The following is a 19,106-nucleotide window of genomic DNA, read 5'->3' on the forward strand; positions in this document are numbered from 1 at the left end:
TATATCATCAGAACCCCTTTTTAAAAAAGGGGTTCATCTCTTCCGGAACAATCTGTACATTTACAATTTTATATTGACCTTCCTCTCCTGAGGATGGCAAGAATGCGACTAACAACATTTCTCCATTCTCAAAAGTAAGCAATTCATAAGTTTGATAGCCGGCGCCCGCGGTGGTTATCTCGCCGAATCGTTGAAAATCTTCCATAGACACAACATGTTCATAGCCCTCACCAAACAAGGATTGGAAATCACTATAATCTTGGAAATCAATTCGAAGCTTCATTAAATGGGCCGCATTCATTGGCGTGTTCGGACGTACGATTTTCTCAGAGCTACATCCAAACAGTGTAAACAGGAATATTACGATGTAAGCAGTGGTCAGCCTTTTCAAGATGTATCCCTCTTCATTAAATTTATCTCTATTTTCGTGCCTGTGGCTGCCGAATGCAAGTAGATTCTTGGAAAGGACAAAAATGGGACTAATGGTATACATCGTTTTATATTGCCTAGGGGAGGTACTAGGAAAAATGAGTACTTCTTCATTTTCGAATGACGCGTCATTCTTTAAAAATGGGAGCAGGAAGGTCTGTAAACAGGGGGAAGGATCCATTTTTTTAGCGTAAAAGATGGATAGATTGAAGCAAAACGGAACAGGACGGTCCTCCATCCTGTTTCATTCAAAAATCATCGCTCAAATCCGTAATTTTTCAAAAAGCCGTTCCGCCGCCGCAACACCCGATAAAAAGGCGCTCTCAATGCGAGTCCGCCCCGCTGGATCGTCCGCATGCAAAAACGCGTCGCCGCCAACGAGCAATGGGTGGGTAACGCCGACTTCTATAAAAGGTGAACGAAGCGGAAGAGCGGTTTCTGCATAATCCCATCTTTTTAATTGAACGGCTTGAATGTTGGTCGAAGCGATAAACGGTGTCGAGAGGGCAATGATTTGCTCGATGACCTCGGGATCAGCGTGATGGAAATGCCGCGCGGCCCAGTCGCCCGTCATATACACGCTAGCCGATGGAACCAAACTGACACCCTTTTGACGCTGATCCGCAATGCGCTCAATTTCGCGTGGCAATCCTTGATCGAGATGCCCGCTTACGGAAATATCGAGCGGTTGTTTCAGCCTGAATAGGGCGACTAGACTTGGCTGAAAGGCAATCGATTAAATTTTTGTTCGTAAAGCGTTATCGATCGGGATATTCCCCTTTTGTAAAAGTTGAAAAGAAATGGGAGCGGGCGGGGTAAGCAGTACCGCTTTGGAAGCGATTGATTCGCCTGTATGTAAAACACAACGCCAGCCTTGCTTGGTTTGTTCGATCCGTTTCACTGCGGCGTTCAACTGAATCGGCAACGGTCTGGCCAACGCCTTCATCAGCTGGTCCATCCCCGCGACACCTGCATACCTTGGATAACGATCGCCAAACCACTTTTTGATCCAACCTTGTTCGAGCCAGCTCGCAACAGCGGATTGAAATAGGGGAGAACGAACGGTAAAAAACTGGGCGCCGCTATCCCACCGCGCTTGTTCCCGATGAAACGTTGTGACGCGACCGCCGATCACGGATTCTTTTTCGAGTAACAAGATGTCGGTGACACCTTTGTCCCGCAATGTTGTAGCAGCGGTAATCCCTGTCAGCCCACCGCCCACAATAACAACATCGAATGATTTAGTCATATGCTCACCCCTGTTTTACTGATTTAATGAAGATTGAATCTTTCTATCTAGTTCTTGTGCTTGTTTTATAAAATAATCCATATTTCCGCTGATTGTTATGCCTAAACCCAATCCCACTTCACGAAGCATTTCCCTCAATTTTTCAAAGTTCCGCTTATCTTCGTCAGTAACATCAACAAATCTATATAATTCATCATTTGGATAGTAGTTAAATTTCGAATACAAACTCAACAAAGTCTTTTTATCGGCATTTGAAAGTGTTCCTAATTGTTCTCCAATAGTTATACCAAGCAAAATTCCATCTAACACATCTCCGAGTTCAGTTGTAACCAAATTTGGATTTGACCAATCATTATTAATCTGATGCGCAATCAAACCCTCCAATTCAACTAGATTAGTTTGAACTTCAGTAAGTAGAACCTGTTCTTTAACAAAATTCATCTTAAACATTCCCCAAGCTATAACACCAATGAATAGTAGATTTATTGCAGCGGATACTCTGAAGAAAATCCTTTGTTTTTTATCGATCACTCTCTTCTTTTCTAGACACTCCTCATTCATAATTAGATTTCCATAATCCATTGGCGAAACGTGTTCGTTGCAGCATCAATATTTTCAAAGCTCTCTTCTTTCTCCAATTCGTACGCTGGAAAATCAGTGATCCTATTTTTTCTTACGACAACCTTATTGTCTAAGCATTGAATCTCAACAAAATAGGGCGCGGGTTCATCGTTAACATATTCATACGTCCTCACATGCTCTAAAATGGTAATTTCGTTTGGTTTTAAGACCAGAGCATTCTCAATCGACATAATGGTTTCGTTCGCAAAATAATGCAAATATGATAACCTCCTCATGATTAAGTTAATCATCATTATAACGTAAGTTTACGATTAATCTAACGCGCTCTTGGATAAACGTTAAACTAGATTCATAGGTAAGAAAGGATTGCTGTATCGATCGTTCTTTTAAAAAGAGCGCGGTTGTTATAAAATGGATGAGATAACATTCAGAGAAGATTGACTGCTCATCAAGGGGGGAATAAAACATGGTCGTTGATGAATTTAGATTGATTTTCCTACTGTTTATTGTCCTGCTGTCATTGTTTATCGTCGGTTCCGTTTTGTATAAAGGGAGGTACAAAGCGAGATTCAAAGAAGTTGGTATGATGGCTGCTATTGTTTGTCCGATTTTATCCGCTAAGTTTATGTGGGATATTGGGATTATCGCGGATGAAACAGGAAGGGGCGGTGATCCTGTATCGAGTCTGATGTTTTTCGTCATTGTTGGCTTGTCATTTTCAATCTTCATCTTTACAAAAAGTAGGGCAGCTGTAGATGAAACATGGGTTTAGAAAATTGCTCCGAAATAAATGGACGTTGAATGGGGTCTCCCTCGTCTTTGTGACAGTTGTGTTATGCGTTGTTATTTTTTATGTTAATTTTAAGTATTATGCTGGTGTGATTGGCATGGGCTTCTTTGCGCCACTTCTTTGCGTCGCTCTGTTTAGGGGGACGCAAGGCATAGTCAAAGCGGAAAAACGGAGACGAATTGTCTTTGTTAATAGCGGATTGATCGGTTTGATCATAGTCATGTTTGTTATTGCGCTCCCTCGTTATACATACAAAGATTCACAGGAAATGGTCTTATCTTATCATTTGAACGATAGTAATGGCGACGTGACGATGCCTTCATTAGAGCATAAGACTGTGCCAACGACTAGACAGTATTCCTGGTTACTAAATGGTCGGTTATATTACGTGGGGATCAAGGAAGATCAACTAGATCAAATACTATATTACGTTGTTCACCCCATCCGAGGACAGGTAACGAAATTAGAGAGACCCTATTGGTAGGCTTTCTTCATAGCAAGACCATCCCGCGTGATGAAAGAATCGCGGGATGGTTTTTATATTTTATATTTTTTTATTAAAAATTAGTTTTCGCCAAGAAAGGCGGTTTTGAAAATACTCAACAAATGTTCCAATGTAATCGGATCACTGTAGGTAGATGCTTTTGTATCGATTTCAATGACACGATTGTTCTGAACGGCGGGGATTCGTTGCCAAATTTCTGAGTCCATGAAGGATGCTTCGCTATCTAAGTCTCTACTAAGCACGATATAATCACCTGCGTACTCGGGTAACACCTCTTGTGAAAGTGTATAGTAGCCCGATCCGAGCGCATCTTTTTTAACCGAATCTGGCATTTGTAACTTCATTGTTTGATATAAAATTTCCGTGCCGCGGGCCCATTTGTCGCCAAATACATAAAAACTTTTCCCATCTGTCTCAAAAACAGAAACAGTAAACGCATCTCCAAGCTGGGCTTTGATCTCGTTTCCAACTGCCGCGGCCCGTTGCTCGAAATCATCGATCCAAGCGCGCGCTTCATCTTCCTTGTTAATCAGCCTTCCAATTTCCAAGTGTTGCGTTAAATAATCGTTTTTGCCCCACGTGTAAACAACGGTAGGAGCAATTTTACTCATTTCCGCAATGTTTTTCAGCTCAGCTCCGACAATGATCAGATCTGGATTTTGGGCCGTGATCCTTTCCAAATCCGTACCCGAAACAATCTCAACTTCCTCTAGCTTCTTTGTAAACAACGGGTTTTTCTTTGACCATTGATCTACCCCAACGAGTGTTCCCCCGAGCGCAAGCACATTCGGAGCATTCGTCAAAGCGACAATCCGTTCAGGATTCGCGGGGACCTGAATTGGACCTTGTTCCGATTGATACGTGATTGTGTCAGCGCCATTAGAATTCGGTGATGACACCGCATTGTTTCGGTTGTTGGGCTCTTTGCCGCAAGCGGTTGACACGACCAGTATGAACAGCATCATCACGACTAACCAGTTCCGTTTCATCTTCCGTTCTCCTCATTGTGTGTATTTTCTTCTATGCAGGCCTTCGCTAACAAATCATATGTAATGCAAACGGGATGCCCGCATCGTGGATCGTAAATGATTTCAGCGTCAATTTGAAAGACTTTCTTTAATACATCCGTTGTCATGACTTCATTTGGGGCGCCCTCCTTGATGATTGTTCCATTATTTAAGGCCACCATATGGTCGGCGAAACGCGCTGCATGGTTTAGATCATGCAAGACCATAACAATTGTTCGCTTTTCTTGTTTATTAAGATTGTTTAGTAACTGGAGTATCTCTAGCTGATGAGCCAAGTCGAGGTAGGTGGTTGGTTCATCTAATAACAATAAATCCGTTTCTTGAGCAAGCGCCATTGCAATCCAGACGCGTTGACGTTGCCCACCTGATAATGCTTCGATTGGTCGGTCATAGAACGCGGATAATCCGGTTTGTTCAATCGCCCAGCTAACGATGTGACGATCGTGATCGCGCAAGCTTCCGAACCCTTTCTGGTGTGGAAATCTACCGTATGTTACAAGTTCGGCGACTGTTAAGCCGTTTGGCGCTTGCGGCGTTTGCGGTAAGATCGCCATCTGTTTGGCGATGTCTTTTGTTGATAACTTATGAATCGCTTTGCCGTCTAAATAAATGCCGCCTGATTTCGGATTGATAATTCTAGCTAACGTTTTTAAAATTGTCGATTTACCGCATCCATTTGACCCGATGATCGTTGTGATTTTTCCTTCTGGTATGTTTAATGTTAAGTCTTTGACAATCGGAACATTGCCATAGGCGATGTTTAGTTCTTTTGCTGCTAGAGTCGTCATTGTTCACCACTCCCATCTATGTTTTCATTAACAAATAAATAAAATAAGGCGCGCTTAAGGTTGAAACGACGAGTCCAACCGGAATTTCCGACGGGGCCAGAGCGGTTCTACCGATCGCATCTGCGACTAGCAGTAATAAGGCGCCGATTAACGCGGCGGTTGGAAGTAGCATTTGGTATTTTGGCCCAACCAATCCTTTTGCTAGGTGTGGAGCAACTAAGCCTAGAAAGGCAATACCACCGCCTACGGCAACCGCAGATCCCGCCAAAGCTACTGACACAAGCAGTAAGATTCTTCGTTCCCTTTCCACATTGGTTCCTAATCCAATCGCAATTTCATCCCCGAGATGAAGCGCGTTTAAAAACCGCGCTTTATAAATTGCATATGGAATGAGTAGGATGGTCCACGGTAAAATCGCCCATACAAATGGCCAACTTGTCCCTCCAATGCTTCCAGAGAGCCAGACTAATGCTTGCATAAAATCATTCGGATTCATTCTTAGTTGAATGATCATGAGCGCTGCCCCAAATGCCGCATTGACTCCGATTCCGACCAATAGCAATCGAACCGATGTGATCCCTTTATTCCAGGCAAGTATATAGATGAGAAAGGCGGCGCTCATCCCGCCGACAAGAGCTGCGACAGGCATTATAAATGGGTAAAACACGCCGAAAATAGCGGTAGCTGGTCCTTGAAACAAATAGATAAATAACACGACGGCAAGACCTGAACCGGCATTGATACCGAGTACACCCGGATCAGCCAACCCATTTTGGGAGACACCTTGTAAAATAGAGCCAGAAATCGCAAGCGCGGAGCCAATCAGTAAAGCAATTACCATCCGCGGCAAACGGAAATCTAAGACGATTAGCCGATTTTGCTCCGTACCCGCGCCGACTAACGTTTTCAACAAATCAACGGTTGGAATTTTGATAAATCCCGTATTTAAGCTGATCAAAAAAACGATTACGATGAATAGAAGAATGATAGCCATGACAGTGAAAGGATTCCTGCCCGCTCGATGTATCCGTTGCATTACAGAACGCTCCTTTCTCTGCGCGCTAGATAGAGAAAGAAAGGGACACCGATTAGAGCGGTAATCGCTCCGACCGGGGTTTCAAAAGGAGGATTGATTATTCTCGCTCCCACATCAGCTAACACGAGTAGAAGGGCGCCTAAAATTGCGGCGCAAGGGATGATCCAACGATAATCCATGCCTACTAAAAATCTTGTAATATGCGGGATTACCAGTCCGATGAAGCCAATCGTTCCCGCAATCGAAACAGCGGCGCCTGTTAACAGTAATACAACACAGATGCCTGAAATTTTTACCATTGAAGTCCGCTGTCCGAGTCCCTTTGCCACCTCGTCTCCTAAACTCAACACTGTGATTGATCGAGCTAAGATAAAGGCAAGCGCCAAGCCAATCGCTACGATCGGCATGATGAATTTAATACTGAGCCATTGGATCCCTGCAACGCCCCCCGCAAACCAAAAACTAACATCTTGAGCCACGTCAAAATGAATCGCGAGCGAAGTCGAGATCGACTGCAATAGGGCAGTGACGGCAGTGCCGGCCAATGCGAGCTTAACCGGCGTTAAACCGCCTTTTGCAAAGGAACCGATCCCAAACACGATAGCCGCTCCGATTCCCGCCCCGATAAAAGACCAAACGATCAGTCCACCTGAAGACGTTTTCGGAAAAAAAGCAAAAGAAACCGCGATCATAAACGAGGCTCCAGCCGTGATTCCCATGATGGAAGGGGAGGCTAACGGATTGCGTGTCATACCTTGCATGATCGAGCCCGAAACCGCTAATGAGGCGCCGACTAAAGCGGCGGCGATTGCTCGCGGAATGCGAAGTTCTCGAATAATTTGATGGGCGGTCATCTCAGCTTCGAAATGGAACACGCCATCCCATATACTCTTTAAATCAATTTCAGCAGCGCCGATTGTTATGGAAGAAATCATACTCAGCGCTAACATAATTATCCCGACCAACAGAATGATCGATCCAACGAGCGGACGCGAGGAATAGGGCTGGCTACGAATCGCTTTCGTCATAAAGAAATATACCTCATCTCAAATAATAATGATTCTCACTATCAACCAATTATATGGGTCCTTTACGTGGGGGTCAATATGTGTATGAAAGATTATATTTTTAAAATAAGTGTCCATCGCAGACGGGTTGTAAAAGAGAATGAATATTGTTATCATTTAGAAGGCGCTCATTTATGCTTAAATTTGGAGGAGTAGTAGGATGTTTAAACATTGCATTAAAAATCTTTTAGTGACTAGTTTGCTGGCGATGTTCATTTTGCTTACAGCTTGTGGAACGCGCGCGGATGAAAATACGCAACAACCGCGTCCAGAGCAAACAAGTCAATCAGAACAACGTGTGAAAACGGATGCGTTGGGACATCCCGTCGCGATTCCAAATCATCCGCAAAGGATTATTGCTTCTTACCTTGAGGATCATTTGATTGCGCTTGGGATCACTCCGATTGCTCAATGGTCTGTTAAGAACGGTCAATCTATCCAAAATTATTTGCAGGAGTATTTAGCGGGGGTGGACACGATTCCGCATGATCTCCCTCTTGAAACGGTATCACAGTTTGAGCCTGATTTGATTATCATCGGTTCAGCGGCAGCAGTAGAGGGTGGTAAATATGAGCAATATTCTAAAATAGCTCCGACCTATGTTGTTGCCCAAGAAACGAATGAAAATTGGCGGGAAACTTTACGAAGAATCGCCGTCCTAATGGAACTCGAGCAGCAAGCGGAGCAAGTCCTTACTGCGTATGATGAAAAAGCGGACAAGAACAAAGCTCTTCTACACGAAGCGATTGGCGATGAGTCTGCCGCAGTAATTTGGTTAACGGGCGGTAATTTCTTTATCGTTAGTGAAAATGTATCAAGTGGAGATGTGCTATACCATGATCTCGGACTGAGCGTACCAAAGGTAGTGGAAGAAATTTCGCGTGTTGCTACGGGGAATTGGTCCGCGGTTTCTCTTGAGAAACTAGCTACACTTGACGCAGATCACCTTTTCTTAATTAATAGCGATTCGGGAGATGGCGCCGAATGGTTGCAAGATCCGCTATGGAAAAACATCCCTGCTGTAAAAAAAGGGAATGTCTATGAATACGGCTCGGAGAAGAGCTGGTTATATTCAGGAGCGATCGCGAATGAACAAATTATGGATGCTGTTTTGAAAAGTTTGATTAAATAAGTGACTTAGCTTGAGAATTATATAGGAGGATTATTTTTTTGAATAGTATTAATTTCTCACAGTATGCGGTTACGTCAGAGGATGAGTTAAGAAGGATCGTTAAAGCGCCACACGAACACGTTGTAAAAAAGAGCGTCACCACGATCAATGAACAGTGTAAGCAGTTTATCAAAATGTCTCCGCTCTTTTTTCTTTCTACTTCAAACAAAGACGGAACATGTGATGTTTCACCGCGGGGGGATCTGCCGAGCCCTATCAAAGTTATCAATTCACATCAGTTGGTTATTCCCGATCGTCCAGGTAATAGACGACTAGATTCTATCACGAATATCATATCTAACCCACATGTTGGTCTTGTCTTTCTCATTCCTGGTTTAGAAGAAGTCCTGCGTATAAATGGGCGGGCTACAGTTATAAAAAATGGACCGATACTAAATGACATGCAGATGAACGGGGCATCCCCTTTACTCGGGATCGGCGTGGATGTGGAAGAATGCTATATTCATTGTTCACGCGCGTTAAATCAATCAAAAATCTGGGATGCGCAAACGTGGCAAAAGGCCGAGAATCTTCCAATCGGAAAGGAAATTTTTCGTGACCATCTCAAGATGAACGGAATTGAATTAAAGGCGTAAACGGAAAGCAATGCGAAGGTGATATGACGTTTTTTCTCTCTTTTCAGACTATTTTCATCCGATTGAGACAGTGTAGAATTTGAACTGGCTGTGGAGGAGTCGGCTAAACCGAGTGTCATGTCATAAAAGTAGACGGGTTTTCTTTTCTTATTACTGAGGATCAAGAAGAGACGTTCCGGCATACGACATTGGAATATAAAATTGAAAGAGCGGGCGGTGTTGGTTTCGTGAGTATCCACTGAGTTTTGTAAAATTGCTGTGTATTCCATGAGGCCCCGCCTTCAATTCGTGGAAATCTGTTCATCGATGGTTCGGATCTTGTTAAAATGGGTGATACGTCGCACTAATAGTGGTCTGTAATTAGGTAAACAGAAATGATCTTTTTCAAAATGTACCCATCTTCTTCGTTTAATTATATTTTGTTAGGATATAAAGAATCGCTTCCAAATGCGCCAGATCTGTAAAGCTCGACCATCCTCTTCGAAATTAGGCTCCATTCCGAAAAGGTCCTCTCTCTTCTATGATAGAGATTAAACAAACCAGTGTCCATACATCCACACTGTAAGTATATTTTTCAAAATGTATCCCCCTCGTAGGCTTGCGTTATAATGAGGCTAGTACCGATTGTAATCCTTTTGTGAAATGATAGGTGGAGTGAAATGTTTAAAATTATGATTGTGGAGGATGATCAAAAACTACGGGAGTTGATTGTCCAGCATCTCAGCAAATGGGAATTTGATCTGTTTGCGGTGGAGGCGTTCGATGATGTGTTTCGCGCGTTTATTGAATATAAACCGCACCTGGTGATCCTCGATATTAACCTTCCAGCTTTCAATGGTTTTCATTGGTGTCAGCAAATTCGGGAAGTATCGAAAACGCCTATTTTGTTTCTTTCCTCTCGAAATGATGCGATGGATATTGTGATGGCGATTCAAATGGGCGGCGATGATTTCGTTCAAAAACCATTTTCTTTTGAAGTGCTCGTCGCAAAGATTCAAGCCCTGCTGCGTAGAACGTATTCCTATGCGGATGCGCGTACAGATGTAATGGAGTATAAACGAGCGATACTCAATCTGAAGGATGCTACTTTATCCTATAATGAACAAAAGGTTGAACTCACCAAAAACGAGTTTAAAATATTGTATTTGTTGTTTAAGGATAGCGGACAAATTGTGGGGCGTAACACACTGATCAAAGGTTTATGGGACGAAGAAAGTTTCGTGGATGATAACACGTTGACGGTCAATGTGAACAGATTAAGAAAGAAACTCGGGGAAATTGGGCTAGGTGAGATGATCGCAACGAAGAAAGGACAGGGTTATCTTCTACGATGATGAAAATCACGCGTTTTATTTCCGATCAGAAGTGGCTGCTCTGTTTTTATGTTGCGCTTATGATTTTTATAACAGCGGTCGTTTACGCGGATCCGCAAAGTCGTATTACGTTAAGTAGTTTATTGTACCTCCATGGAATCGGTTTGTTGTTTTTGCTGCTTTATCTTGGGATAACCTATACGCGACAGAGAAACTATTTGCGGACGGTTGCCTATCTTTTAGACGATCCACATGCAGATCTTGTTTCGCGCTTGCCATCTGCGCAAACGGGAGAACAGGAAGCGTTTTTTCAGCTGATCGCGCTTGAACACCGGCAACGGATGGCGGATATTAACAAATTGGAGATGGAAAAGAAGGAATGGATTGACTTTACAACTTCCTGGTTTCACGATATTAAAACGCCGATCGCGGTTGCTCGTCTTCTACTAGAAGATACACGCGAGAATGTACATGAACAAATGGAAAGTTTACAAGAAGAATTGGATCGGATTGAATTTCAGGTGGAGCAGGCGTTGTATTATGCGCGCGCCGATGAATTTTCGAAAGATTACTTTATTCAAGAGATTGACTTGGAGAAGCTAGTGAAGGCCACCGTGAAATCAAACGCAAAGACTTTTATCCATAAGCAAATTCAGATCGAGCTAAATTGTGAACCGCCGCTTGAGGTGTTAAGCGACGGCAAATGGCTTACCTTTATTATCAATCAAGCGCTGGTGAATGCGCTCAAATACACACCGAACGGCGGGAAAATTAAAATCTCGACGACGGAGGACGAACGAGCAAAATACTTGTCCATTTGGGATAACGGAATCGGCATCCAGTCGGAGGACTTAAATCGTGTGTTTGAAAAAGGTTTTACGGGCTACAATGGACGTGGGCAGCATCAAAAAGCGACGGGGATGGGATTGTTTCTCGCCAAAAAACTAGCTGAAAAACTCGGACACCACCTTACGATTACATCGATATGGGATCAATACACGGAAGTAACGATTCTGTTCCCTCGATTGATTGATTTCTATCAACCAAGTAAATAATAAATCGGAAAAAGGCTTGTCGATCAGCTAATTTCCGATTTTTTTTGTTTATAACGAACGGTAAAGTGACAAAAATGTAAGCCAGACGTGGACTTTTGTAAGCGAATGAAATGGTTCCTTTCCTGAATATCTAGTTTAATAAAGATAAGCCGATACTATTTACAACACGGCAAGGAGGCATAAACATGTCAACGGTTTTACGAGCTGATCATGTAACAAAAACGTATGGCTCTCGCTCCAATGCGCGCACAGCGTTAGATGATATTAGCTTTCAAATAACAGAAGGTGAATTTGTCGGGATTATGGGTCCTTCCGGTTCAGGCAAAACAACGTTGCTGAATTTAGTGGCGACGATTGACGAACCGACAAGCGGTCACATTTTCATTGATGGCGACCCGATCCTTGGGATGAAGGAAGCGAAGTTGGCGTCTTTCCGACGTGAAAAGCTAGGCTTTATTTTTCAGGATTTCAATCTACTCGACACGCTTACATTACGCGAAAACATTGCGCTTCCCTTGGCGTTGGCAGCTGTAAAAGCGGAGGAATTGGAACAGCGGACACATTCGGTTGCGGATACACTCGGTCTTGCGGAGCTACTTGATAAATATCCTTACGAAGTATCGGGCGGTCAGAAGCAACGAGCCGCGGCGGCAAGGGCGATGATTACCCATCCGAAGCTGATTCTAGCCGATGAACCGACGGGAGCGCTCGATTCGCGATCAGCTACTGAATTGTTGGAATGTCTGATGGGTATGAACAAACAACAACAGGCGACGATTATGATGGTTACACACGACCCTTTTGCCGCAAGTTATTGCCAGCGTATTCTGTTTTTAAAAGATGGACGTTGGTTTACGGAATTGGTGAAGAGGGGTTCGCGCCAAGATTTTTACCAAAAGATTATCGATACGCTGTCAGTTATGGGGGGCGGCAAAGATGAACATCTATAAGCTTGCCGCGACAAACGTAAGGCGCAACGTACGCAATTATTCACTCTATTTCTTTTCGATTGTGTTTAATGTCATGATTTATTATATGTTCGTTTCCGCGCGCTTTAACGAGCAAATCATGGCATTCACCGCGGGAGATGAAAAAATTACTGCGATGTTCCATTTTGCCTCCGTCCTGATCGCTTTGTTTTCAGCTCTTTTTATATGGTATTCCAGCTCTTTTTTCCTGCAAAAGAGAAAGCAAGAATTGGGTTTGTATGCGCTGCTCGGTGTTAGAAGGAGAACGATTGGCCAGCTGATGTTTGGCGAAAACGTGATCATGGGTCTTCTTGCTTTATTGATAGGGATGGGTTTGGGGACCCTTTTTTCAAAATTGCTCTTGATGTTGTTGTTAAAGGTGATGGGTATTCATCAACCGATTGCTTTCGCCATAAGCGCGGATGCGGTCCTGTCTACTTTTTTTGTGTTTGGGTTGTTGTTTTTGGTTGTTTCTGCGTTTTCGTCCAATGTGATCTACCGCGCCAAGCTGATTGAGCTCTTTGCGGCTAGAAAAATGGGGCAACCGCCTGTCAAGCCATCTTGGATTGGAGCGTTGATTTCTCTTGTAATCCTCGCTGGCGGTTATGCGGCGGGTCTTCTATGGGAACAGCAAGAAACCTTCGTTCAGCGCATGACGATCACGTTGATCTTTACGGTATGGGGCACATTTTTGTTTTTTCGTTATGGTTTAGGATTCTTCATGAATCAACTCCGTAAAAATAGAACGATCTATTTTCATCGAATGAATCTGATTGATATCTCGCAATTTATTTATCGCATCCGTTCCAATGCGCGCATGTTGTCAACGATTACTGTATTAACAGCGGTGACGCTTACTTCCGTAGGGATTACGTATGCGGTGAATTATCAGGTGCAGACGAACATTCGAACGATGTACCCTTTCTCCTTTTCCTATGCGAGCGATAACCTGTCGATTGACCGTCAGGTGGAACAGGCGATTGAGCAGTATCCTCAACACCAGTTGCTTGAGAGTGTTGAAGCGAGCTTCATTCCTGTCGAGACTGACGCTTCCGAAATACAAAAGGAAATGTATCTGATGTCCATACGTGATTATCGTCAGGTTATAGCGGTAAAAGGAGAAAAAGAAGCCATTTCTTTCACCGATTCAGATCAGGCGGTTTTACTTTATTACGGAAGCAAGTCTTATCGGGATATGATCGGAAAATCTATGACCATCGAAGCGAATGACCGGACAGAATCGATAACGGTGATCGACTGGAAGCCGATTTCCGCAATGGGCGCATCTCAGTTCGAGTATGTGCTTGTCGCGTCAGACAAACTATATGATCAACTGTACAGCGAGGAACAAGCCAAAAGGGCAAAAGGTTATATCGTTGAAAATCAGCTGGATAGCCGTTTGTTGACGAAGGACATTATTCGCATTGTTCCAATGGAAGCCAATTTAAGGGCAATAATGGACGATAGCGGTGTCCTGATCTGGACCGCCATTTTAAATTTTATCGGTGTGTTGCTCGGACTTGTTTTTTTGTTATCCACGGGAAGTATGATCTTCTTTAAACAATTGACAGAAGCCGAAAACGATCGAGCGAGATATGACATTTTGCAAAAGATGGGGGTTACCTCCAAGCAAATCAAAAAATCAATTTCGCGGCAAATGTTGCTCTTGTTTGGGGCTCCGTTACTACTTGGTAGTTGTCATTATTTAGTGGCCATGTCGATCTTGTGGCGAATCATTAACTTTGGCAACATTGTTATTCCCACTCTCGTTACGTTGCTTGGCTATGCTGGCATTTATTTATTCTATTATGCGCTGACCGTAAACGCCTACTTTCGGTTGGTTATGCGCAAATCGTGAGGTGTAAATGATGAAAAAGATGGGAATGTTCTTCCTTTTTGTTATCCTTTGTTTAACGGCAGTCGGATGCGGATCAAATGCGGATGAAGACCCGACAGGAAACGCATCTGACCTTTTTCCACGTTTCGAAACAGTCGATATCGATGATCAACCTGTGACAGATGACATTTTTGCTGAGCATACGTTGACGCTTGTCAATGTATGGGGCACATACTGCGAGCCTTGTAAAGATGAACTTCCCGCGTTGCAAAAACTGTCGCAAGAGGTGGAAGAATTGAACGTCGGGGTGGTCGGGCTTGTATCCGACGGGATTGGAAACAACACGATCGCCTTGCGCATGTTGCAGGAATATGGCGTTACTTATTTAAATATCGTTCCGAGCGATGAGCTAAATAAGCAACTTATTTCCCGCCTGCCGGGAATTCCGTCCAGTCTCTTCGTCAATAGCAAAGGTGAAATTGTCGGAGATCTCGTGGTGGGGGCGCGCGCGCAGGAGCAATTTAGGGAAATGATTAACCAACAGTTAGCGGAAATAAGGTAGGGGGTGGGAACGATGCATGATGTCGGTTTTGGAATTGCTTTTGTCGCTGGGCTCGTTTCCTTCTTCTCCCCTTGTGTTTTTCCGTTAGTGCCCGCTTATTTGGCGCAATTAACGGGCGGAAATATAGCCAATCAGCAACTGCAAGTAAAGTGGAACGTGGTGATGTCGCGAAGCATCGGGTTTGTCCTTGGATTCAGTCTCATTTTCTTATTGCTTGGCGCATCGAGCGCCTACATCGGGAAAATATTTTTTGCTTATCGCGATTGGGTAGAAAAAATAGGCGGAATTGTGATCGTTTTATTTGGCTTACAGATGACGGGGGTGTTGTCGCTTCGTTTCCTCATGCGAGAAAAAAGAGCGGATTTCGGGACATCTAAAAACGAAACGATGTCCTTCTTTCGTTCGGCGTTGATGGGACTTGCATTCGGAGCGGGTTGGTCCCCTTGTATTGGGCTCGTTCTGTCGTCGATTCTCATCTTAGCAAGTCAGGGCGACACGATGTGGGAAGGGGTTCGATTGTTGCTTGTTTATTCCGGCGGATTAGGCGTTCCTTTTCTGTTGATCGCAGCGCTTTGGACTCAATCGTTACAACGGATTCGTCAAATGAACAAGTGGCTTCCGATGATTCAAAAGGTAAGCGGCGGCCTGATGATTATACTTGGCGTCTTGCTTTTTACGGGCTTGTTCAAGCAAATATCCTTTTATTTTTCGAAATTTCCCCCACTTTGGTAAAGATCTTAGGAGTGAAATCTTTGGAAAATGCAGATCCGCAAAAATGGAAGTGTAAGGTTCGTTGACCTGCTGAAAGGAATCATTCGTGGAGATTATTCTCGTTAGGAAGCTTCAACTTGCTTTTTGATTCGAGCGATTTCACGCTCATTTTGATTCGATTTTTCAATTGCGAAATCAACATCCGCTTCGATGCGCGTAAAGTGTTCCATGATTTCCTCATGTCGTTCACGAGCGATTCGGTCTCTGGTGTCAGATTCAAGTCGGCTTTCTCGCAATAAGTTGTGAAAAGTAAGTTGATTCGATTCAAACATGTCAAACCGTGTGGCCAGTCCATCCACAGTTCCTTTAAGTTTGTGAACCTCCTTTTCCAACCCATCAAACCTTTGTTCTAGTCCATCGAACCTAGCTTCCAACCCATCAAACCTTTGTTCTAATCCGTCGAACCTAGCTTCCAACCCATCAAACCTTTGTTCTAGTCCGTCGAACCTAGCTTCTAACCCATCAAACCTTTGTTCTAATCCATCAAATCTTTTTTCTAAGCTATCTACTTTTGTTTCTAGTCGATCAAATCTGACTTCGATTGCATCCACTTTTACCTCTAGTTTGTCGAATCTTTTTTCCAACATATCTACTCGCGTATCAATCGAACTAACCTTTTCCAAAATTTGCAACAAGATGTCTTGACTCATTAATGTGTTCACTCCTTTCTACAAAATTACCTACATTATATCATACACCACGCTAACCTTGGCAGGCTTTGGCAAAAATAATAGTTTTGAATTTCGCGGCGGATTAGTGGATACTTTTGGAGGATAAATGACAGGAAGTAAGGGGATTGAAACAAGATGAACGAGTTAATGGAAGAGAGACGGTGTCCGTCGTGCCAAACGACCAATCGGGTCAAAGTGGACCAGGTGATGGACGCTGTTTGCGCGTCTTGCGGTCAAAAATTGATTCGCCATCATTATGATTTATTGCAGGTTCCAACGAATGCGGATCCGCATGAAATGAAACAAGCGTATCGTAAGCAAGCGATGAAATGGCATCCGGATAAACATTCGGATCCAGTTCAATTTTCGGCGGCAAATGCGTATTTTCGGGCGATCAATGAAGCCTATGCGGTCCTTTCAAAAGAAGCGCGGCGAAACGAATCTGCTTCCGAGGTTAAAGAAGGACGGACAGACTCGGCATCGATGGACCTCAGTCAACAAGCAGCGAGGCGGCAGTTCATGGATGAAATGTACACACTCGCATTGGAACTCGCATTGGATAGCTTGAACACAAAACAAATTGCGCTGCGCTTGAAAGAACAAGGCTGCGATCCAAAAGTAGCGGACATTGTCGCCCAGGCGAGCGTTTCTTATCGTAAACGACAAGCGCGCAAAAAGGCGCGCAAACCGCTTGCCCTCGCGGTATTTTGGTTTTTGTTCGGCAGCTTCATTCTTTACAAAGTGGGCCCTCCGTTCCATGTTGTCGCATGGCTGCTGTTTATGTATGCCAGTTACCACGGGTTGCGGGCTATGTTCATGATCATCGCGGGTAGAGAATCAGTCAGGCTGAAATAGGGAATAGCTTAGGGCAAGGATTAACAGCGGTCAAAATAATGAATCATATCCGAATAATATATGGCATTTGTAAATTTAGTGTAAAGATTGCGCGATATTGCTTTACAATGGATCGACTTTTCATAATAATCAGGATGTACGACATTATTTGACAAAGTTTGAAGGGACAGATTGCTTGTGGAATTAGATGCGCAAACGATTCTTTTTGAATTTATTGGCGGGCTGGGCATTTTCCTGTTAGGCATCAAGTTTATGGGAGATGGATTACAACAGTCGGCCGGGGATGGTTTAAGGGATACACTTGATAAACTAACAGGCAATCCTTTTCTAGGTGTGCTAGCTGGGATTATCGTTACGGTATTGATCCAGAGCAGCTCGGGCACGACCGTATTGACCGTCGGGCTAGTCAATGCCGGTTTCATGACTTTACGTCAGGCGATCGGTGTCATTATGGGAGCCAACATTGGCACGACGATTACAGCATTCATCATAGGTTTAAATATCGGAGAGTATGCGTTGCCGATTATAGCGATCGGTTGTTTTTTACTGTTCTTCTTTAAAAACAAAAAGGTCACAGCAATCGGACAAGCGGTGTTCGGTTTTGGCGCGCTTTTTTTTGGATTGGATTTAATGGGCGGCGGGATGGAACCATTGCGTCATTTGGACACCTTTCATGAATTAACGGTAAAAATGAGCGACAACGCGGCGCTCGGCGTTTTGATCGGCACGATCTTTACGCTGATTGTGCAAAGTTCCAGCGCGACGATCGGGATTCTGCAAGGATTGTTTGCGGAAGGGGCCATTAATCTAAAAGCGGCGCTTCCTGTCTTGTTGGGGGATAACATCGGCACGACGATTACGGCTGTATTGGCGGGGATCGGGGCCTCTGTTGCTGCCAAACGAGCGGCGCTCACCCATGTTACGTTTAACTTGATTGGGGCTGTTATCTTCGTCCTGTTTTTAAGTCAATTTACGGCTTTCATCAGCTTTTTACAAATAAAACTGAATTTGAATCCAGAAATGACGCTCGCTTTTGCGCATGGCGGTTTTAACGTCATCAACACGATCATCCAGTTTCCATTTATCGCGGCGCTCGCTTGGATGGTAACGAAAATCATACCGGGTGAAGACACGCTAATTGAGTATCGTCCGCAGCATCTCGATCCCGTTTTCATCCAGCAATCCGCTAGTGTCGCGTTGGACCAAGCAAAGAAGGAAATAGTCAGGATGGGGGAGTACGCATGCAATGGGCTGCGAGAAACGAATGCTTATTCCATGACGCACCAGCAAAAACATTCGGATTTAGCGATTCAGATTGAAGGCGCCTTAAATAATTTGGATCGGCATATTACCGAATATTTAGTCGTGTTATCTGGTGAAGTGATGTCCGACGCGGATAGCGCCAAACATATCGCTTTGATGGACACGGTTCGCGATATAGAGCGGATCGGCGATCATTTTGAGAATATTATTGAATTAATCGATTATAAAATAACGAATAAAGTGACGATTACGGAGCAAGCCCAAGAGGACTTAAATCACATGTTTGAACTGACGATTTCGACTGTGGAACAAGCGATTAAAGCGCTCGAAGACACGAACAAAGAAGATGCCGAAGCCGTGCTCGAAAAAGAAAATGAGATCGATAAATTGGAAAAGATGAATCGCAGAAGACACATTTTGCGTATGAATGAAGGGTTGTGCAATGGCTCAGCAGGCGTTGTTTTTATTGATATCATCAGTAACTTGGAACGGATCGGCGACCATGCCGTTAACATCGTCGAAGAGGTTCTGTTGAGAACCGGTTGATTTGGGAGGCTAAACGATACCTTG

The 19,106-nt window shown here is 43.8% G+C and carries 22 protein-coding genes; 12 read left to right on the top strand and 10 right to left on the bottom strand.

Features of this window, described 5'->3' with window-relative positions; translation table 11 throughout:
- Positions 1-7: 7 nt before the first annotated feature.
- From BEP19_RS17400 to BEP19_RS10475, 5 genes are all read right to left on the bottom strand, one after another.
- On the bottom strand, positions 8-391 hold the full coding sequence (locus BEP19_RS17400) for a hypothetical protein (protein ID WP_147393789.1): 384 nt from the start codon (positions 389-391) through the stop codon (positions 8-10).
- Between the two features lie 300 nt (positions 392-691).
- On the bottom strand, positions 692-1,078 hold the full coding sequence (locus BEP19_RS10460) for a hypothetical protein (protein ID WP_120189813.1): 387 nt from the start codon (positions 1,076-1,078) through the stop codon (positions 692-694).
- Between the two features lie 87 nt (positions 1,079-1,165).
- Entirely contained in the window at positions 1,166-1,678 is a 513-nt protein-coding gene (locus BEP19_RS10465; protein WP_120189814.1) for an FAD-dependent oxidoreductase, read from the bottom strand.
- Between the two features lie 15 nt (positions 1,679-1,693).
- Positions 1,694-2,119, bottom strand: a complete 426-nt coding sequence (locus BEP19_RS10470) for a hypothetical protein (protein WP_245983471.1) — start codon at positions 2,117-2,119, stop codon at positions 1,694-1,696.
- A 122-nt stretch (positions 2,120-2,241) separates the two neighbouring features.
- Positions 2,242-2,517: a hypothetical protein gene (locus tag BEP19_RS10475; protein WP_120189815.1), complete on the bottom strand. Its 276-nt coding sequence runs from the start codon at positions 2,515-2,517 to the stop codon at positions 2,242-2,244.
- Between the two features lie 209 nt (positions 2,518-2,726).
- Here BEP19_RS10475 and BEP19_RS10480 point away from each other — a divergent pair, with 209 nt between their 5' ends.
- Together BEP19_RS10480 and BEP19_RS10485 are read left to right on the top strand one after the other, a co-directional pair.
- The gene (locus BEP19_RS10480; protein WP_120189816.1) at positions 2,727-3,032 is read left to right on the top strand and encodes a hypothetical protein; all 306 of its coding nucleotides are present in this window, start codon (positions 2,727-2,729) and stop codon (positions 3,030-3,032) included.
- Positions 3,016-3,534: a hypothetical protein gene (locus BEP19_RS10485; protein ID WP_120189817.1), complete on the top strand. Its 519-nt coding sequence runs from the start codon at positions 3,016-3,018 to the stop codon at positions 3,532-3,534. Before BEP19_RS10480 ends, BEP19_RS10485 begins: the two co-directional genes overlap by 17 nt.
- Positions 3,535-3,614: 80 nt before the next feature.
- On the opposite strand, the gene BEP19_RS10490 is transcribed toward BEP19_RS10485, so the two are convergent.
- From BEP19_RS10490 to BEP19_RS10505, 4 genes are read right to left on the bottom strand one after another with little or no spacing between them, the layout of a single operon-like run.
- Positions 3,615-4,544 (bottom strand): iron-hydroxamate ABC transporter substrate-binding protein, encoded by a 930-nt coding sequence (locus BEP19_RS10490; protein ID WP_120189818.1) that lies wholly within the window; start codon positions 4,542-4,544, stop codon positions 3,615-3,617.
- Positions 4,541-5,371 (bottom strand): ABC transporter ATP-binding protein, encoded by an 831-nt coding sequence (locus BEP19_RS10495; RefSeq protein WP_120189819.1) that lies wholly within the window; start codon positions 5,369-5,371, stop codon positions 4,541-4,543. The genes BEP19_RS10490 and BEP19_RS10495 overlap by 4 nt, the downstream gene beginning before the upstream one ends.
- 16 nt (positions 5,372-5,387) lie before the next feature.
- Complete coding sequence (locus BEP19_RS10500; protein ID WP_120189820.1) at positions 5,388-6,407, bottom strand: FecCD family ABC transporter permease; 1,020 nt, start codon at positions 6,405-6,407, stop codon at positions 5,388-5,390.
- On the bottom strand, positions 6,407-7,435 hold the full coding sequence (locus BEP19_RS10505) for a FecCD family ABC transporter permease (protein ID WP_120189821.1): 1,029 nt from the start codon (positions 7,433-7,435) through the stop codon (positions 6,407-6,409). Before BEP19_RS10505 ends, BEP19_RS10500 begins: the two co-directional genes overlap by 1 nt.
- A 199-nt stretch (positions 7,436-7,634) precedes the next feature.
- On the opposite strand from BEP19_RS10505, the gene BEP19_RS10510 reads away from it, so the two are divergent.
- The 8 genes from BEP19_RS10510 to BEP19_RS10545 all read left to right on the top strand — a co-directional run bounded on the left by BEP19_RS10510 (position 7,635) and on the right by BEP19_RS10545 (position 15,708).
- Positions 7,635-8,606 carry an ABC transporter substrate-binding protein gene (locus tag BEP19_RS10510; protein WP_120189822.1) on the top strand — a complete coding sequence of 324 codons (972 nt, stop codon included), beginning with the start codon at positions 7,635-7,637 and terminating at the stop codon, positions 8,604-8,606.
- Between the two features lie 38 nt (positions 8,607-8,644).
- A complete protein-coding gene (locus BEP19_RS10515) occupies positions 8,645-9,241 on the top strand; it encodes an MSMEG_1061 family FMN-dependent PPOX-type flavoprotein (RefSeq protein WP_120189823.1) in 597 nt (198 codons plus the stop codon).
- A gap of 659 nt (positions 9,242-9,900) precedes the next feature.
- On the top strand, positions 9,901-10,575 hold the full coding sequence (locus BEP19_RS10520) for a response regulator transcription factor (RefSeq protein ID WP_120189824.1): 675 nt from the start codon (positions 9,901-9,903) through the stop codon (positions 10,573-10,575).
- Positions 10,572-11,609, top strand: coding sequence for a sensor histidine kinase (locus tag BEP19_RS10525; protein ID WP_120189825.1), 1,038 nt, complete (start codon positions 10,572-10,574; stop codon positions 11,607-11,609). Before BEP19_RS10520 ends, BEP19_RS10525 begins: the two co-directional genes overlap by 4 nt.
- A 185-nt stretch (positions 11,610-11,794) precedes the next feature.
- Positions 11,795-12,559, top strand: a complete 765-nt coding sequence (locus BEP19_RS10530; protein WP_120189826.1) for an ABC transporter ATP-binding protein — start codon at positions 11,795-11,797, stop codon at positions 12,557-12,559.
- Positions 12,546-14,435, top strand: coding sequence for an FtsX-like permease family protein (locus tag BEP19_RS10535; protein WP_120189827.1), 1,890 nt, complete (start codon positions 12,546-12,548; stop codon positions 14,433-14,435). Before BEP19_RS10530 ends, BEP19_RS10535 begins: the two co-directional genes overlap by 14 nt.
- A gap of 7 nt (positions 14,436-14,442) precedes the next feature.
- Positions 14,443-14,976: a TlpA family protein disulfide reductase gene (locus tag BEP19_RS10540; RefSeq protein ID WP_120189828.1), complete on the top strand. Its 534-nt coding sequence runs from the start codon at positions 14,443-14,445 to the stop codon at positions 14,974-14,976.
- A 12-nt stretch (positions 14,977-14,988) separates the two neighbouring features.
- The gene (locus BEP19_RS10545; protein WP_120189829.1) at positions 14,989-15,708 is read left to right on the top strand and encodes a cytochrome c biogenesis CcdA family protein; all 720 of its coding nucleotides are present in this window, start codon (positions 14,989-14,991) and stop codon (positions 15,706-15,708) included.
- A 101-nt stretch (positions 15,709-15,809) separates the two neighbouring features.
- Here the strand turns inward: BEP19_RS10545 and BEP19_RS10550 are convergent, their stop codons facing one another.
- On the bottom strand, positions 15,810-16,397 hold the full coding sequence (locus tag BEP19_RS10550) for a hypothetical protein (RefSeq protein ID WP_120189830.1): 588 nt from the start codon (positions 16,395-16,397) through the stop codon (positions 15,810-15,812).
- 156 nt (positions 16,398-16,553) lie between these two features.
- Here BEP19_RS10550 and BEP19_RS10555 point away from each other — a divergent pair, with 156 nt between their 5' ends.
- Positions 16,554-17,273, top strand: coding sequence for a J domain-containing protein (locus BEP19_RS10555; protein ID WP_120189831.1), 720 nt, complete (start codon positions 16,554-16,556; stop codon positions 17,271-17,273).
- A gap of 177 nt (positions 17,274-17,450) precedes the next feature.
- A complete protein-coding gene (locus BEP19_RS10560) occupies positions 17,451-19,082 on the top strand; it encodes a Na/Pi cotransporter family protein (protein ID WP_120189832.1) in 1,632 nt (543 codons plus the stop codon).
- The last annotated feature ends 24 nt before the right edge of the window (positions 19,083-19,106 follow it).

The organism is Ammoniphilus oxalaticus (assembly GCF_003609605.1).
GTDB classification, from domain to species: domain Bacteria; phylum Bacillota; class Bacilli; order Aneurinibacillales; family RAOX-1; genus Ammoniphilus; species Ammoniphilus oxalaticus.

Excerpts from the sequence above, each read along its gene's own strand:
- BEP19_RS10485 (WP_120189817.1), top strand. The coding sequence starts at position 3,016 with ATGAAACATGGGTTTAGAAAATTGCTCCGAAATAAATGGACGTTGAAT.
- BEP19_RS10545 (WP_120189829.1), top strand. The coding sequence starts at position 14,989 with ATGCATGATGTCGGTTTTGGAATTGCTTTTGTCGCTGGGCTCGTTTCC.
- BEP19_RS10500 (WP_120189820.1), bottom strand. The coding sequence starts at position 6,407 with ATGCAACGGATACATCGAGCGGGCAGGAATCCTTTCACTGTCATGGCT.
- BEP19_RS10535 (WP_120189827.1), top strand. The coding sequence starts at position 12,546 with ATGAACATCTATAAGCTTGCCGCGACAAACGTAAGGCGCAACGTACGC.
- BEP19_RS10480 (WP_120189816.1), top strand. The coding sequence starts at position 2,727 with ATGGTCGTTGATGAATTTAGATTGATTTTCCTACTGTTTATTGTCCTG.
- BEP19_RS10550 (WP_120189830.1), bottom strand. The coding sequence starts at position 16,397 with ATGAGTCAAGACATCTTGTTGCAAATTTTGGAAAAGGTTAGTTCGATT.
- BEP19_RS10520 (WP_120189824.1), top strand. The coding sequence starts at position 9,901 with ATGTTTAAAATTATGATTGTGGAGGATGATCAAAAACTACGGGAGTTG.
- BEP19_RS10510 (WP_120189822.1), top strand. The coding sequence starts at position 7,635 with ATGTTTAAACATTGCATTAAAAATCTTTTAGTGACTAGTTTGCTGGCG.
- BEP19_RS10555 (WP_120189831.1), top strand. The coding sequence starts at position 16,554 with ATGAACGAGTTAATGGAAGAGAGACGGTGTCCGTCGTGCCAAACGACC.
- BEP19_RS10490 (WP_120189818.1), bottom strand. The coding sequence starts at position 4,544 with ATGAAACGGAACTGGTTAGTCGTGATGATGCTGTTCATACTGGTCGTG.
- BEP19_RS10530 (WP_120189826.1), top strand. The coding sequence starts at position 11,795 with ATGTCAACGGTTTTACGAGCTGATCATGTAACAAAAACGTATGGCTCT.
- BEP19_RS10495 (WP_120189819.1), bottom strand. The coding sequence starts at position 5,371 with ATGACGACTCTAGCAGCAAAAGAACTAAACATCGCCTATGGCAATGTT.
- BEP19_RS10540 (WP_120189828.1), top strand. The coding sequence starts at position 14,443 with ATGATGAAAAAGATGGGAATGTTCTTCCTTTTTGTTATCCTTTGTTTA.
- BEP19_RS10470 (WP_245983471.1), bottom strand. The coding sequence starts at position 2,119 with ATGAATTTTGTTAAAGAACAGGTTCTACTTACTGAAGTTCAAACTAAT.
- BEP19_RS10505 (WP_120189821.1), bottom strand. The coding sequence starts at position 7,435 with ATGACGAAAGCGATTCGTAGCCAGCCCTATTCCTCGCGTCCGCTCGTT.
- BEP19_RS10525 (WP_120189825.1), top strand. The coding sequence starts at position 10,572 with ATGATGAAAATCACGCGTTTTATTTCCGATCAGAAGTGGCTGCTCTGT.
- BEP19_RS10465 (WP_120189814.1), bottom strand. The coding sequence starts at position 1,678 with ATGACTAAATCATTCGATGTTGTTATTGTGGGCGGTGGGCTGACAGGG.